This window comes from Thermoflexibacter ruber (assembly GCF_900113045.1).
GTDB lineage: Bacteria > Bacteroidota > Bacteroidia > Cytophagales > Thermoflexibacteraceae > Thermoflexibacter > Thermoflexibacter ruber.
On sequence record NZ_FONY01000008.1, the window covers coordinates 127,812 to 142,912 of the forward strand.

Sequence of the window (15,101 nt, forward strand, 5' to 3'; positions counted from 1 at the left end):
TGCGTCTTTTTAAAGACTACTAACTTGTATTTTTAACTTGCGATAAGAATTTATATTAATAAAAGTTAATACGATGCTATTTTAATAGCAAATGTAGCTAATTTACAGCCCTGTGAGAAGCAATATTTGTTCAGTCAATAAAGTTTACTTTTTATCAATTATCATTATTCATAGTAACATTTAGATTTTTCAAATTTTGTATTATGTTAAAACTTTAACTTATGAATTTTTTACTGAGATGTAATGTAATTTTTCTTATTAAATGTAGAATTAAAAGATACTTACACATTTATTAATACTTTTTTAACCTTGTAGTGCTTTTCATCTACCTTCTAATAGTTTCAAGGGTTTTATTCATGCGAAAATAGGCATATTACCTTTCCCAAGAGCTATGTAAGTTTTATTTTGTAATAAGGAAAAAAAAGCAATAAATGTAACAACTTAATTTTCACTTATCGTGTTGTCTAAATATTAAATTCTTGTTTTTCAATATATTGTGTATATTTGTAAGAAAGACTTCTCCCCTTGTTGGACTTAATGCCTTTGATTTGTGAGTAAAAATTGCGATTTGAAATCATGAGAATAACATATTTATATTTTTTAACTTTCTGCCTTGCTCTGTTGTGTTGTATAAATACTCACACGCTGCTTGCTCAAAATGACGAATTGAATAATTTGCTTTATGAACTAAGCAAAGCACCAGATGCCAAAAGTAGAGTGTTGATTATTAATCAGATTGCCTTATGGTATCAACAGCAAAATGCTCCTAAAAAAGCGGCAGAGTATTTTATCCAAGCGTATCAAATTCAGAAAAATACCAATGATGAGGAAGCTATCAGTACTACTCTCCACAATATTGGGAATGCTTATAAATTAGCAGAGGAATATCAATCTGCGATTTTGTACTATAATGAGTTACTTAATCGCAAACAACAACAAGGCGATATACAAGGGCAATGGGAAGCGATGACTGAACTGGCTAACTTACACAAAGAAACGGAGAACTATAAAACAGCCATAGAATATAGCTTAAACGTATTGAGGTTAAGTTCTGAACTAAATAATGCCAAAGCTATCGCAGATGCAAGTAATAACTTAGGTTTTTTATATCGACAAATAGGCGACCAAAAGCAATCTTTGAACTACTTTCAGCGTGCCTTAGGTATGTATAATGTACTTACTCAAACCTCTGCCAATAGTACAGAAAAAATTATTGCCCTCACCAATACAGGACTTACCTACTCAAAAATAAAAGATTATAACAAAGCATATAGTTTTTATAATCAGGCACTTGATTTAGCACAGCAAAGTAAACTTCCCGTACAAGTAGCCAATGTCTATAACCATATTGCCGCAAACTATTTTGCGGCAGGAAATATCAACAATGCCTTGAACATTGTAAATAAAGCAATTCCATTAGCTCAGCAGAATAATGCAGATGATGTACTGATGTCAAGCTATCAGATTTTGTTTGAGATTTATCAAAAGCAAGAGGATTTTCGCGAAGCCAATAAATATGAGATACGCTACCAAGAGTTAAAAGAAAAAATAGCACAAAAAGAAAGAGATAAAATTCAAGAAACGCTCAAAGCACAGGTAGAGGTAGAACGCAAAGAAAATGAGCTAAAAAATCTAATTTCTGAAAAAGAAAGACAAGCCGCCGCACTCCGACAGTCCGAATTGGAAAGAGAAAAGCAAGAAAGAGATTTAGCACTAAGAGAAAAAGAATTGGAAGTACTAAGGAAAAACCAAGCTCTTCAAGAAGAACAACTTAAAAATCAACGTTTGGCTCAAGAAAGAGCGCAACAATTACTTATTATCACTCAGCAACAGGCTCAAGCAGAAAAGCAAAAGCAAGCTATGGCACTCTTGGAGCAGAATAGAAAACTGCAAGAAGCGCAACAAAGGGAAAAACAAAATCAAATAGAACTTTTGGAAAAAGATAAGAAACTGCAAGATGAACAGATTAAAGCCAAACAAGAGCAGTTAGAAAAAGCCAATGTCATTAGGAATTATGGGCTTGCCATAATAGGGCTTGGCACAGCGGTATTTATATTGATTTCAGTGGGCTTCTTTCAAAATAGGAAGAAAAACAGGTTGCTCAATCGGCAAAATATAGCCATACAACAACAAGCTAATGCTATTCAAGTACAAAATGAGGAACTCTATCAGCAACAAGAGGAAATCCTCGCCCAAAGAAGCTATATTGAGGAGAAAAACAAAGAACTGAATATTCAGAACTATAAAATGAGTAAAAGCATAGAAGCCGCTTTGGTCATTCAACAATCTATCTTGCCAACTGCTAATACCTTCAAAAAACTTTTTACCGACTATTTTGTCATCTTTTATCCCAAAGATGTGGTTTCTGGAGATTGCTACATGCTTGAAGCTATTGATAATAAAATATTTGCCATCGTGGTAGATTGTACGGGGCATGGAGTAGCTGGAGCGTTCATGTCTTTGATAGCCAATAACTTATTGGAAAAGATTTTGTATAGTAAAAATATACTTACTCCTAATCAAATTTTAGAACAACTTGACGAAGATGTCCGTATTGCACTGAAAAAAGAAGAAACAGGGAATCTGTACGGCATGGATTGCGTCATTACTTGTATAGAATACATAGGTGATGAAAAAGTGAAACTTACCTACGCTGGTGCGAAACGCAATCTTTTTTATAAGCTAAACAATACTAATGAACTCTTGGAAATTCATGCAGACAGACGCTCGGTAGGAACGAAAGAAAAGCAGAGGATTCCTTTTACCAACCATGAACTCTCCCTCAACAAAGGAGATATTATCTACTTGACTACTGACGGATTTATAGACCAGTGCAACATTAATCGTCAAAATTTTGGAAGTGCAAATTTCAAGAAACTTTTACAAACCAATCTGCATCTTCCGCTCAGTGAGCAAAAGAAAGCATATGAGCAGTTTTTTATGAATTATATGCAAGGGGCTGACCAAAGAGATGACGTTACTTTTATTGGGATTAGCCTGTAGTCTGCTTGTACTGATAGCAATACTTTACAAAATGAAATGTTGGAATCAACTTTGGCAAATTTCTAATGCAAATTTTTTGCTTTTAAAATTTGCCAAAGTCTGATTTCAGAAGTTGCCTACTTCACTAAACCTTTGCCTTTCAATCTCGTTCTCTCTGCTCCTGAAAGCCAAGCTCCTATCAAAAAAGAGCCAGCTATCAATGAAATGAAAAAAACGTATGCAAAAACTTCCATTGCTGTTATCATAAGAATCAATGAGTTAGGTTCAAAAAAATGTTATGGATAGCAAAGGTAATAAGACCAAGTTAAAAATTCAAGCTAATGAAAACAATTCTTGTCATTTAGGAACACCGTAGTTCTTACTCGCATCGTCTAAAATAAGTATCCAATCATGTCCATAACCCATACTTGGAGGAGTAAATTTCTTTTTCCCTTTATTTTCTAATTTTTCTATGAATTTACTTTCTCCATTTTTAGGATTGAACCAATAGGCGTTCAACTGATTTCCAGAAATTTTGCCCAAGTTTACAGTAAAAGGCTTACCGATAGTAGAGTAAATAAAGGCATAATCATTACCTCTGGTCGCCTGAATACGCTCCCCTACGTAGAGATTGTTTTCTTCTACCAATGACTGGTCGGGAACTCTGTCAAGCATAGGACGGGATTCCATGAGCATACGCACAAACTTCATCTGATTGGCAGCGGGCAGTTCCATAGCCTCCTGCCAATAAAAATGAGGGTTATTAACTGATTCTCTGTGTGGTGAATAAAACTGCCAAATGTCATGACAACCGTAAGTATGTCCAAAAGCCCCAGCAAAAAGGTCTAAATAAGCGAATTTTCTCACGTCATAAGCATTGGAAGTCCCTAAATCTTTGGCATTGAAACAAACGGGGTGGTCTTCGTAGATAGGCTCGCCATCCATAATAGGTTTGGCTGGTGTTTTTTGATAAGCCCTTGAAATATAATCATATACAGCTTTATCTCTACAATGTCCGTTTTGAAACATATTGAAGTCTAACCAGCTATCGTTGTGAAACCATTGGGCAGAACTCTCCTCATTGGGTTGGGGGTGAAAGGTCATCATTGCTTTGTCTGCGCCGCCTACACCCTCCTCTATACCCGCTGCCATAGCACGCCAAATGGCTACATCTGCTTCATTTCTTGGATTGCGGTCGCCTCCTAAAATCCAAATGATATTTTTGCGATTTTTGTATCTTTCTCCAAGCCATTTTCCATAGATTTTGGCATTCCCTACTGTAAAAATCTCAGGTCCTTTGCCCCATGTATTTTTGAAAACCTTATCTCCCCAAGTAGGTAAAAAACCTATCACCAAGCCATACTCTGCCGCTTTGTCAATGATATAATCTACATGTTGAAAGTATTTTTCCAAAGGTTTGGTAGGGTCATCATTCTCCAAAGGCAAATCTCCATAAGGGTTAGGTACATGTAAGCCATCAAATTCTGCTAATGCTACCGCTTGTATGACGGTAAAACCTTGCTCAGCCCTTCTTTTTAAGTATTGCTCAGCCTGCTCTCTATTTAGTCGATGGAAAAACTCCCATGCTGTATCACCCATGTAAAAAAAGGGTTTTCCATCTTTGAGTAGATAGCGTTGGTTACTACTGATACTAAATTGGGCTACTGCTATGGAGTAGCTACCCAATAGGCATAAAATAAATGCAATCTTTTTCATATTTACTTAGTTTTAAGATTTTTTAGAAAGCTAAATAGTTTTTTGCATCATCTTACTTCCGCCCAGATAGAGCAAACCTGCCAATATCCACGCAGGCAAACCTAAGAAGAAGATTTCTATGCTAAAGGTCAAATTCAGAATCAGACAAAGACCCAAAGTCGCTATCCAAGCCATGCCAGCTGACCAGTTGGTGTTTTTATTTTTTAATTCTGCAAAATTCTTTAAAAGATTTAGCTTGTCGAAAAAATAAAATTCTACAAAAATTACTGCTCCCATAGGCACTAAAAGCAAACCGTATAATGCCACAAAATCAAGTAGTTTCATCACTAAGGCGGGGAAGCAAGCCGCAAAAGTAGTTACTAAACCTGTAACTAAGGTTACTTTCCAACGCTTCCAGATAGGATTCAAGGATTGAAAAGCCAAACCAGCACGGTAGATAGTTGGGTTTGCGGTAGTCCAACCAGCGATGATGACGCAAAAAGCCCCTGCCACTCCTGCACTATTGTAAGCAATAACGCCCGGGGTTACGCTCCCCTGTGCCGCCGCACAAAGTACTCCAGAAGCCAGCCAAGCAATAAAATGCCCTATAAACATTCCAAAGACAGAGGCAAAACCGTATTGCCATTTCTTAGCATAGCGGAAAACTGACATATCGGCTAACCCTAAGTGCATTGCCATATTGCAAAGCCATGCAAAAAAAGCCACGTGCCAAAAAGTAAATTTGCTCTGTCCCTCGAAAGGCACGCCTGTCCAAATTTTAGCCTCAGCAACCTGCCAAAAATCAGATAAAGAGGTGATTCCTAATGAAGGCATAACTGCAAATGCAGAAGCAACAAAGACCAAAGTCATCCAAGGAGCCGCCAATTTGGAAAAGCGAGCAATCTCTTCATATCCTAAAATAGAAACTACCGTAACTACCGCCCCTACAACAAAAACGGTTAAAACCCAACCTATACTATTAGGTAGCCAATCGTTTAGCTCTGGCATTCGTATATCAAAAGGAATCCCCACCGCAGTAGCCGAAACAGCAATCATAGAGCCTGCCAAAAAGCAGAACATCACTCCATTCACTACGTTGTACCATTTGACTAAGTTTTTCCCACAGATTTTTTCCAACTGGTAATACAAAGTTACCCGTAGCTTGACTGCAATAGGAGCGCAAACCAATGCCCAACTCAGCACAGCCATAAGATTGCCAACAATTAGCCCTAAAAGCAAATCTAAGGCAGTAACCCCATGTGCCACAAACAAAGGACCTATGACAAACTCAGTCCCTGCGGTATGCTCCCCTGCAAACATACCAATAAAATTGTCTGCACCTTTAAGTTTATGCGACGGTACGGGTTCTCTCTCATACTCATTGATAGCATCTAATTTCTCAGAAAGTGTAAGAGGGCTTGTTTCCATTTTCATTATTTTTGCTTTATCAAATGTGATATTTCTTCGAAGCGTATTTTTTCCAAATCTAATACAAATTTTAAAAAAAATTTAAAACCATATTTATTTTCACTTGAAAGCAAAAGCCACAAAATGAAAAAGCGATAGTTTCATCAACTACCGCTTTCAATTTTATTAAAAATACAAATCTACATAATCCACTACCACTCCATCGCAATTTTTCATCTCTTGCAGTCGCCAATACCGCCGATTGCCTGTTTTTCTAAAAGTGTAAGTTCCTTCCTTCTCACAAGGTTTACCCCCATTATTGTAAGAAACCGTAGTGATAATTTTTCCTGTGAACTGTATTTCTTTATCGCTAATTACTTCCAAAACGCCGTTTATACTTACAGAATCTGTAGTATTTTCTCTACTTCGCTGAATACCTGTGATTTTTAAGACCTTATCTTCTTGTGTGATTTTTACTGTACCGCGATAATCCCAGCTAATCCATTGCAAGGTAATCCCATGCTGTCCCACTAAATTTTTTTTAAAAGCCTCTTTGTTGAACTTTACTGCCCCTTGCGAATATGCAGAGGTAATTGTTAAAATGTAAAAGGCTGTGAATAGTACATTTTTCATATAAAATAGGTTTTTAGTTTTATTGTAAAATCCATATTAAACTTTTCAATATTTTCTCAAAAACCTTGCAACTTTCTCTAATGTCTTACGTTTCTTATTATAAGAAATTTCAGTAAATTTTGAAAATACAAAATATAAATTATATTTGAAACATAAATTGAGAATTTATCTTAGAAATAAAGCCTATTATATGTTAGGTGAAGTGATAATACCATTAACATTTAATTCCTATGTTAAAAAACCATGTAATCATCTACGACCATGAGTGTCCAATGTGTGCAGTTTATACAGGAGCGTTTGTCAAATTTGAACTATTAGATAAAGAGGGTAGGTACAAATTTGCTGATTTACAACATTTTCCCATTGCCTCTATCATAGACAAGGACAGGGCAAGGCATGAAATTGCTTTGATAGACATTGAAAAGAAGGAGGTGAGGTATGGTTTGGAAAGTTTATTTTATATTTTGGGAAATCGCTTCCCCTTCTTACATCTCATTTTCAAACAAAAATGGTTTCAGGCACTCATGCAGCCCTTGTATTATTTCATTTCTTATAACCGCAAAGTGATTGCGCCCTCTTCTACACAAAATTCGCAGTCATGCAATCCAGATTTTCATTTGAAATACAGGATTTTATATATTTTATTGATGATGTATATAGTGGGTATTTTTGCCTTTTCTTTTGGTTTGTTTCCTATTTATTGGGCTTATTGGGCGATACAAGTAGTATTTAGTGTTTTGTACTTTTCTAAACAAGGAGATATGAGAAAATCTATTGCTTATTTAGGGCATCAAATCACTATTTTGCTTATTGGGTGCTTGCTTTTGATTCCTTCTATGATTTTTTCTAATTTGCTGGTTTACAATCTTATCATTGTTGGATTAGTGACAGGAAGAGAATATTGGAGAAGATGGAAAGCTATTTCATAAAAATGGCACTTATATTGAGCAATTATTACAGATGAATAAAATAAGTCTTTAGATTCAAACTACTTCCTTTATGTCAAAATTGTATCTTTATTTCATTGCAATACAACGTATTGTCTGTTTGATTCTCTTTTTTTGTAGCATTGCAAACCAAACGCAAGCCCAATCTCTTTATGAAATAGTATTTGAAGTAGGCAATATTTCTTATAAGGGCTTTTTAGTCTATTTTAACGAAGAGGAAGCCTATATGCGAATAGGCTACTATGATAATAAAAAATACAATGTTGTAGAGGTTAAATACAAGTCTATCATAGAAAAATCGGGCGACTACAATACCTTTGTCATGATAGGAAGCAACCCTACCTATATTACTAAGGTGGATAGAGGCGTAACGTATAATCCCGACCACTTTATTTGGGTTTGGAATGACAAATACCAGCACAATGAACCTTATGTAACAGATGACCCACATTTTCACGAAGATAATATTACATTAGCTAAATCATATAGAGAAATTACAATAAAAGACTTGACAGAATCTTACCTAAGGCAGTTTTTTGGCTCTGGTGAGGAGCAGTATAAATCGCTCTTACGCATGGGGACGGTTGTGAGTGGCTCTACCACTGCTACTCAGGCTAACACCAATCAAAATACAAATAATGGGACAAATACCAATACACAAAGTAATACAACAAATGCCACTCTTCACTTAGTTTTGGCAATAAATACAGAAATTCCAGACATAGGCAGAAGCTGTAGCGTCGACCAAAAATCAATGGAAACAGAGTTCAAAGAAATCTCCAAAGCCATAGGAATGCCTTTTAAAAAGTATGTGGTGGTGGGAGAAGAATTTACCAAAGCAAATTTAGAAAAGACCCTTGCTAATCTCAAAGTAGGAAGCAACGATGTGGTCATCTTTTATTACAGTGGGCATGGCTTCCGATGGTCAGACCAAACTGACAGCTACCCTCAGTTAGATATGCGTTACTCCGAATATACAAAGCTCAGTGCCAATACTTCCCTCTCCTTATCTGCTGTTTATCATGCTATTACAGGGAAAAATGCAAGATTAAACCTAATCATGGGGGATTGCTGTAACTCAGACATAGGTCGCAATCAGTTTACCAATAGTAGCTTCATGGTGAGTCGCTCTTTTCAGGGGGCAGAAGTAGAAAAACTCAAAAAGCTGTTCTTGCAAAGCAATGGAAATCTGATGTTTAGCGGGAGTAGCCCTGGAGAGTATGCTTGGTGCAATATCAATGGAGGATTTTTTACTTTGAGTTTTTTGCAGGCATTGAAAGAAGAAATTGGCTTCATGCGTAATGAAAGCCCAAGTTGGGAACGCATTGTGCAGAATACAAAAAAGAATACACAGTATAAAATCAACAATTGTGATGGTTGCCAAAGACAAACGCCCATTTCGTATATGACAATAAATCAAAAATAAACTTATCAAATATTACGTATGAAATTTTTAAGCCTTTTATTGATTATACCTTTCATGAGCAGTAAACAACCTCAAAAAGAGCATTTGATATTTTTGCAATATGCACACTTCATCAAAGATGCCAAGCAAACGACACTCTTTCTGATAGAAGATACCCCTACCCAACCCAAAGAACAAGTAGCAAGCAAGAAGTATTGCCTTGATTATGAAATCTTGAAAACAGTAGCTCTCACAGAGGCAGTTGCGGATTCTTTGAAAGAAATAGTTTTGGAGGAAAAAAACTATATCGCAGAGGCACAAAAAAGTTGCCCTATGGTTGCTAAGTATGCAATTACTTTTAAGAAAAAAAATAATCAATCTTTTACTCTAATTTTGTCCTCCGCTCCTTGTGAAAAAGTCACTGTGAGCTGCTCAAAAAAAGATTTCAAGAAAAGTTATTTTGACTTGAAAGAGAAAAATGAGATTTTAGTCTTCATTGAGAAGTTGGTAATGGAATGAAAGTGCAAGATTTTTCATAAAAAACTTAGAGGTTTGCTTGCTAAGCCTCACTAAGTTTGGTAAAGCAACTCAATGCAGAAAACTATATACTCTCTACAAAACAGAGATTATAATGAATTGTTATGTAAATAAATAAAAACAAACTATTTGCACTCTTGAATTTCTGCTTTCTCATCTATTTTCTCTCCAAACCAAATGACAGCAAAACCTTTATAAATACCTACCCCCAAAGCATTCCATTGGTAGCGTTTCCAAATTCCTGTATTAACGATTACCTCGTTGTGAAATTTGCTCTCCTTCCAACTTTCCAATGCACCTACAGCATCTGCTTCAAAGCCAAATGCTCCATAAGCACATTCGTAACCATCTCCTTGATAACCTGTAAGTGCTTTGGGTTTCCCCCACATACAAGGCTCAAAAGTGTTAGGGTTGTCTTTATCATACGCACAATTACTCCAGCCATGAGTAAGTTTTTTTACATTTTCTGCCAAATCTACCACATGTCTGCGGGCAACAAAAGAAAGTGAGCGCGAAAGTGGGATGGGTTTTAAATTTTTTTGTTTTCTGTATTCATTAATCAAATTGTATAATTTTTTTTCTTCTTTAGAAAGACAGTGATTATTAACCGCTTTCAAATTTTGTCCATAGATAAGATTGATTGAAATAAGCATGATGCCTATTAATAGAGACAATTTTTTCATTGTATAATTAATAATTATTTGAATATGTATATTTTCCATTGTTTTACAGAGTTTAGTATTTATGAATGAAACCCCTCAATAAGCATCACAATCTCACCCCAATCACCAAAATATCATCTCTTTGGTCTTCAGTTCTTTGGAAGTCGGTTAAAAATATTTCCAATAACTGCTTTTGCTCTTGCATAGGAAGAGTGGCATTTTGTCTAAGTAACTCTTTCAGTCGTGAAGTCCCTATTTTTTCTTTTTCAGGATTGTTTTGGTCTGCAAAACCATCGCTAAATAGATAAATGCTATCGCCCTTGAAAAGTTGGATAGAGGTTTGGGTATATTCAAAATCAGTCTTTTTTCTTTGAACCATACCTACAGACTTTCTGTCGCCTTTGATTTCTTGTAGTTCGCCTGATTGTTTGCTATAAAAGTACATAGGTCGCCCTGCACCTGCAAAAGTAACATCGTAAAACTCCATTTTTTTGTATTTCTCAAGGATACAAAAAGCTACATCCATGCCAACTTCTGTTCCTTGCTCTTGGTTGAGGGTTGCTCGTATTTCATGGTCAAAAGTATTTAGAATAGTTGCTGGCTCTATGATGTGTAATTTTTCCACAATTTTATCTAATAAACTATTGCCAATCAAGCTCATAAATGCTCCAGCCACTCCATGCCCCGTACAGTCCACCGCCGCAATCATCATTTTGTTCTCTATTTTGTCCACCCAATAAAAATCCCCAGAAACAATATCTTTGGGCTTATATAAAACAAAAAAATCGTCAAACAAAGAAGCAATGACCTCATTTTTTGGGAGAATAGCACTTTGTATGGTCTGAGCGGCTCTGATGCTTTCATTAATTTTGGTATTTTGCAAGTCCAAGACGCGATTTTTATCTTGAATAGCTACCCTTTGCAACTCTAACTCTTGGTTCTGCCTTGAAATTGCCTTGCTTTGATTTTCTATTTTTGAGTTTTTTTCTCGTAACTCTCTGTTATTCCGATAGGTGATATACATACCTATTACAATACCTAAGAAAACAACCGCTCCCAAAGCAATAATAGCTATACCGTAATTACGCAAGCGTTTTGCAGATTGTAATTGCCTTTTTTGTCCTTCTATGATTTCCTTTTGCTGTTCTTCCTGCACGTTCTTGGCTTTCATTTCTAAGGCAATGTATTCTAACTTTCTTTGCTGTCGTTCTGCCAAGTTTTTCTCCCGCAACAATTCCAACATTTGTTGGGCTTTTTCACTTTCTAACCTTTGATTGTTCAAGGCTATTTCTTTGATTTTCTGCTCTCTTTTTAGGATTTCAATTTGTTGGGACTGTATTTTAAGTTCATTTTCTTTCCTCTCATTTTCTCTGGCTTGCTTTTCTGTTTCTGCGGAAAGGCGGCGAAAACGTATTTGATTTTGCTCATCTAAGAGAATTTGCTGTTTCAAGTCATTTTCCCACTTGTCTAAAATATTGTTATTATCTATGCTTCTCTGCTCCTCAAATCGTTGTTTTTCTCGCATAGAAAATGTAATTCTTTCTACTTGTTCGGTATATTCTTGGGCTTTGGCGAGGTTTTCATTCTTATAAATCATCTCCAAAATCCTATAACTCGTAATAAGTACCTCCTCAGCATTGGCTTCATTAGCTAAACTGATGGCTTGATTGACGGTTTCAAGAGCTTTTAATTGGTTATCGCTGATGTAATAATTGGCGGCTAAGTAGTTGAAAGTTTTAGCTATTTCTGCTTTATTATTTGTTTTTTGCTTGATTTTTAGTGCATTATTAAAAAAAGTTTCTGAAAGTTCGTAGGCTTTTAGGTTGGCGTAAGCAACTCCAACATTTTCTAACAAAGAAGCATACAAGCTATCGGGTAGTTTCCCTTGCCTTTTTTCGTACAAACTCAAGGACTTATTAAAGTAGTCAATGGATTGATTCAGATTCCCTTGTCGCTTGCTAATAAATCCTAAGTTGTTGTAAATAGCTGATAAAGAGGAGATTTTAGAAGGTTCGTCGTAGAACTTTGCTAACTCTAAGAGGTGCTGTGAAGCATCTTTAAAATCCTCTAAAGCAGTTTCTATGGAAACCAATTTATTTAACACGTAGATGATTTGGGTAGTATCCTCTTCTTGCCTTTTTACCTCCAAGAGGATAGAAAAGTTTTTGTGTGCATTTTCCATATCTCCCTGTAGTAGTGTCGCTTTTGCTAAGTACTCCATTACTTGGTTAGCTTTATCAACTTGGCTTGCTCTTTTATAAACACTATAAGCATTGGAAAAATAGTCTATGGCTTTGGTATAGGCTTTTTGCTCGTAGAAAAGTAAACCTACTTCGGTAGTAGCCTCTGCAATAGCAATGTCATCATAGAGTTTTTCGTAGATACGCAGGCAGTAAAGTAAATTGCGCAGTGCTTCGTAATAATTTTTTTTTTGGCGAAAGGCTTTTCCTAAAAAGAGAAAACTTTTGGCTTGCTCGCTTTCATACTCTGTGGCTTCGGCTAGATTTAAGGCTTTTTTGGCGTATTCTATGGCTTTGTCGTTTTGTTTTTGAAACAGGTGTGTTTGGGCAAGTTGGTTATTCTTAGCAATTTCCATAGAATCTCCTGAGATTTGGGCAAGGCTCTTTCCCAATGATAAAAAGCAAAGCAGGCAATTTGTTAGTAGCACAAATTGTATCAATGTAGGGAAAATATCAGAAAAAAGCCTTTTCATAAAGATTTTTTAATACAACAAATTAAGCCCTATAAGGTACAAAGGAAATATATTTTCTCCTATCAAAAACTCACTTTTATTGTCAATTTTCCAAGAGCGAATATTTAAGTACAAGCTTTGTTGTTTCCAAAAACGATACATAAACTTGGCATTCAAAATAAACTGCCCGCTAATCGCTTGGTTTGTATTGACATTGGCTAAAAAATTATGGTCTTGGAAAATATAAGCACTCAGATTGAGATTGTACTTGTTTAGCAAAGAGCTATAATTGACGCTAAAACCACCAAACCATTGGGGGGTATTGGATACATAAACATTGCCGAGTTTACCAACATCAGTTTTCTGCAATGTAGTAAAAATATTGATTTGAAACTTCTTTATACTTGTTTTTAAATCAAAATTTAATCCAAATTGATTAACTCCTCCCTCAGAATTAGTATGATTCACGATTTGGTCTGTTCCTTCTAAGGAGACATTTTCCTCAACCAATCTGTTCAGATGGTTATAAAATACTTGTGTATTGAGTTCTATATTATTGCTAAACTTACTCCACCAACTTGCTTCTACAGCACTACTTCTCATCAATTGTAGAGAAGTATTAGGGCGGTAAATGCGGGTAGTAAGTGTAGCAGGAATTTGCAAGTCTGAGATAGTTTGCTTAGGAGCGAAAAAATAGTAATACACCGTAGGGGCTTTGTTTGCCGTAGCAAAGCCTATTCTTACGGTTTGATTATCAGAAATTTTGTAGTGAGTTGCTAAGGCTATATTGAGTAAAGATTGGGAAGGTGTATCCCAAAAATCATTACTTATGGCTAAGAGCATTCGCCATTTTTCCGAAGGGGACAGCTCGGCTCGGATTCCTAAACCTATGCTATTCAAAGAAACTCTGTCTTCTAAGCTATTGGAATAGTTGGAATCGTCCATGTGCAGTTTTTTCTGCGAATAAGAAGCAAAAGTATGTCTTAGCTGCGGCACGATGGAGAATTTTCCTCTTTCAAAAAGATATTCCAAAGAAGTATTAGACAAATGAGGCTTAAAGTCATAGCCGTTGTAACCTGTGGCTAAGTTTTGAGTACCTGCTTGGTAATTAAGGTTTAAGTAAAACTGGTTAATTTTTCCATTAAAATTCAAAAAATACTGTTGCATCTGTCTGATAGTCTGTGCGATTACACCTACTTCCTTGTAAAATTCTTGGGAAAAAGTGCGCTGAGTTCCTACCATTACCCTAAATGAATTTTTTGCGTTGGGTTGGTAGTGAATTTGGGCATTGAGGTTGTAGTTCTGATTGGAAAGGTTGGTGTATAAATTGGTTTCACCTGCATTGGCTTGGTAAAAAAGTAAGGAATCACTTTGTACCCAACGCTGGAGAGGATTTAAAAAATAAGTATCTTGGAAACGCCTACTCGACCAATAATTGCCTGTAACTTGAAAATTGAGCTTATCCGAAAGTCCATAATAGGCAGAAAAATTATGGATAAAGGTTTGGTAATTACCTCCTTGCAAGTCTGCTCTTGCTTTTAGACCTACTTCTTTACTTTGCTTGCTTAGCAAATGGATAATACCTGAGATAGGGTTTTGACCGTAATAAGTACCCAAAGGAGCAGAAAGCACCTCTATCTTTTCTATGTTAGCCACGCTTACGGGAATAGCCTCCCAAAAAATTTCTCCATTAAAATACTGATTCAGAGGCATATTATCCCAAAGTAAAAGAATAATATTTTGATGCTGTTCTTGGAGCATACCACCTAAGGAAGAAATTGCAAAGCCTTTCATTCTCACGTCATAATGACCGTTACTTTTTTGCCTTACCAATACGTTAGGCAAAAGGCGCAATGCCTCAGCAATGCAAGTGGCTCCTGAGTATTGAATCTGCTCTTGTGTAATGATATTTACCTGCCAAATAGCCTCTACTGCTTTTTCTAACTGTTTGCTTGACGAATATACTCTGATTTCTTCCTTTATACTAATAGGAAGCGTGAGCATATCATTCTCTACAGAAAACTGTAAGGGTTTAACTACGATGCTTGTATCTGCCTCATTTTGAGCAAAAACCGCGATTACACAAAAAAGCGTAGCATATATGAAAGTTAAAAGTCGCCTCATGCAAGCAAGCTAAAAAA

At 36.0% G+C, this 15,101-nt stretch carries 11 protein-coding genes; 5 read left to right on the forward strand and 6 right to left on the reverse strand.

Translation table 11 applies throughout. The features are described 5' to 3' along the window. Positions 1-576 precede the first annotated feature (576 nt). Both BM141_RS06285 and BM141_RS23400 read left to right on the forward strand, forming a co-directional pair. A complete protein-coding gene (locus tag BM141_RS06285) occupies positions 577-3,003 on the forward strand; it encodes a tetratricopeptide repeat protein (RefSeq protein ID WP_091541932.1) in 2,427 nt (808 codons plus the stop codon). A 132-nt stretch (positions 3,004-3,135) separates the two neighbouring features. Next, positions 3,136-3,288, forward strand: a complete 153-nt coding sequence (locus BM141_RS23400) for a hypothetical protein (RefSeq protein WP_221407638.1) — start codon at positions 3,136-3,138, stop codon at positions 3,286-3,288. A 51-nt stretch (positions 3,289-3,339) separates the two neighbouring features. Here BM141_RS23400 and BM141_RS06290 read toward each other — a convergent pair whose 3' ends face one another. From BM141_RS06290 to BM141_RS06300, 3 genes are all read right to left on the reverse strand, one after another. Further along, positions 3,340-4,698: a glycoside hydrolase family 140 protein gene (locus BM141_RS06290; RefSeq protein ID WP_091541936.1), complete on the reverse strand. Its 1,359-nt coding sequence runs from the start codon at positions 4,696-4,698 to the stop codon at positions 3,340-3,342. 30 nt (positions 4,699-4,728) lie between these two features. Beyond that, on the reverse strand, positions 4,729-6,105 hold the full coding sequence (locus BM141_RS06295; protein ID WP_091542026.1) for a purine-cytosine permease family protein: 1,377 nt from the start codon (positions 6,103-6,105) through the stop codon (positions 4,729-4,731). A gap of 165 nt (positions 6,106-6,270) precedes the next feature. Then, positions 6,271-6,717 (reverse strand): hypothetical protein, encoded by a 447-nt coding sequence (locus BM141_RS06300; RefSeq protein WP_091541939.1) that lies wholly within the window; start codon positions 6,715-6,717, stop codon positions 6,271-6,273. 230 nt (positions 6,718-6,947) lie between these two features. Here BM141_RS06300 and BM141_RS06305 point away from each other — a divergent pair, with 230 nt between their 5' ends. From BM141_RS06305 to BM141_RS06315, 3 genes are all read left to right on the forward strand, one after another. Further along, entirely contained in the window at positions 6,948-7,646 is a 699-nt protein-coding gene (locus BM141_RS06305; RefSeq protein WP_091541942.1) for a DCC1-like thiol-disulfide oxidoreductase family protein, read from the forward strand. A 70-nt stretch (positions 7,647-7,716) separates the two neighbouring features. Further along, on the forward strand, positions 7,717-9,090 hold the full coding sequence (locus tag BM141_RS06310) for a caspase family protein (RefSeq protein ID WP_091541946.1): 1,374 nt from the start codon (positions 7,717-7,719) through the stop codon (positions 9,088-9,090). 54 nt (positions 9,091-9,144) lie between these two features. Then, a complete protein-coding gene (locus tag BM141_RS06315) occupies positions 9,145-9,588 on the forward strand; it encodes a hypothetical protein (RefSeq protein WP_091541950.1) in 444 nt (147 codons plus the stop codon). A gap of 143 nt (positions 9,589-9,731) precedes the next feature. On the opposite strand, the gene BM141_RS06320 is transcribed toward BM141_RS06315, so the two are convergent. The 3 genes from BM141_RS06320 to BM141_RS06330 form a co-directional block, all read right to left on the reverse strand. Continuing rightward, positions 9,732-10,289: a CAP domain-containing protein gene (locus BM141_RS06320; RefSeq protein ID WP_177217286.1), complete on the reverse strand. Its 558-nt coding sequence runs from the start codon at positions 10,287-10,289 to the stop codon at positions 9,732-9,734. Positions 10,290-10,374: 85 nt separating this feature from the next. Further along, positions 10,375-12,981, reverse strand: coding sequence for a SpoIIE family protein phosphatase (locus tag BM141_RS06325; protein ID WP_091541957.1), 2,607 nt, complete (start codon positions 12,979-12,981; stop codon positions 10,375-10,377). A gap of 9 nt (positions 12,982-12,990) precedes the next feature. Beyond that, positions 12,991-15,084, reverse strand: a complete 2,094-nt coding sequence (locus tag BM141_RS06330; protein ID WP_091541960.1) for a TonB-dependent receptor plug domain-containing protein — start codon at positions 15,082-15,084, stop codon at positions 12,991-12,993. Positions 15,085-15,101 lie beyond the last annotated feature (17 nt).

Coding starts and splice junctions, on each gene's coding strand:
- BM141_RS06300 (WP_091541939.1), bottom strand. CDS start 6,717: ATGAAAAATGTACTATTCACAGCCTTTTACATTTTAACAATTACCTCT.
- BM141_RS06285 (WP_091541932.1), top strand. CDS start 577: ATGAGAATAACATATTTATATTTTTTAACTTTCTGCCTTGCTCTGTTG.
- BM141_RS06310 (WP_091541946.1), top strand. CDS start 7,717: ATGTCAAAATTGTATCTTTATTTCATTGCAATACAACGTATTGTCTGT.
- BM141_RS06325 (WP_091541957.1), bottom strand. CDS start 12,981: ATGAAAAGGCTTTTTTCTGATATTTTCCCTACATTGATACAATTTGTG.
- BM141_RS06315 (WP_091541950.1), top strand. CDS start 9,145: ATGAGCAGTAAACAACCTCAAAAAGAGCATTTGATATTTTTGCAATAT.
- BM141_RS06290 (WP_091541936.1), bottom strand. CDS start 4,698: ATGAAAAAGATTGCATTTATTTTATGCCTATTGGGTAGCTACTCCATA.
- BM141_RS06320 (WP_177217286.1), bottom strand. CDS start 10,289: ATGAAAAAATTGTCTCTATTAATAGGCATCATGCTTATTTCAATCAAT.
- BM141_RS06295 (WP_091542026.1), bottom strand. CDS start 6,105: ATGGAAACAAGCCCTCTTACACTTTCTGAGAAATTAGATGCTATCAAT.
- BM141_RS06330 (WP_091541960.1), bottom strand. CDS start 15,084: ATGAGGCGACTTTTAACTTTCATATATGCTACGCTTTTTTGTGTAATC.
- BM141_RS06305 (WP_091541942.1), top strand. CDS start 6,948: ATGTTAAAAAACCATGTAATCATCTACGACCATGAGTGTCCAATGTGT.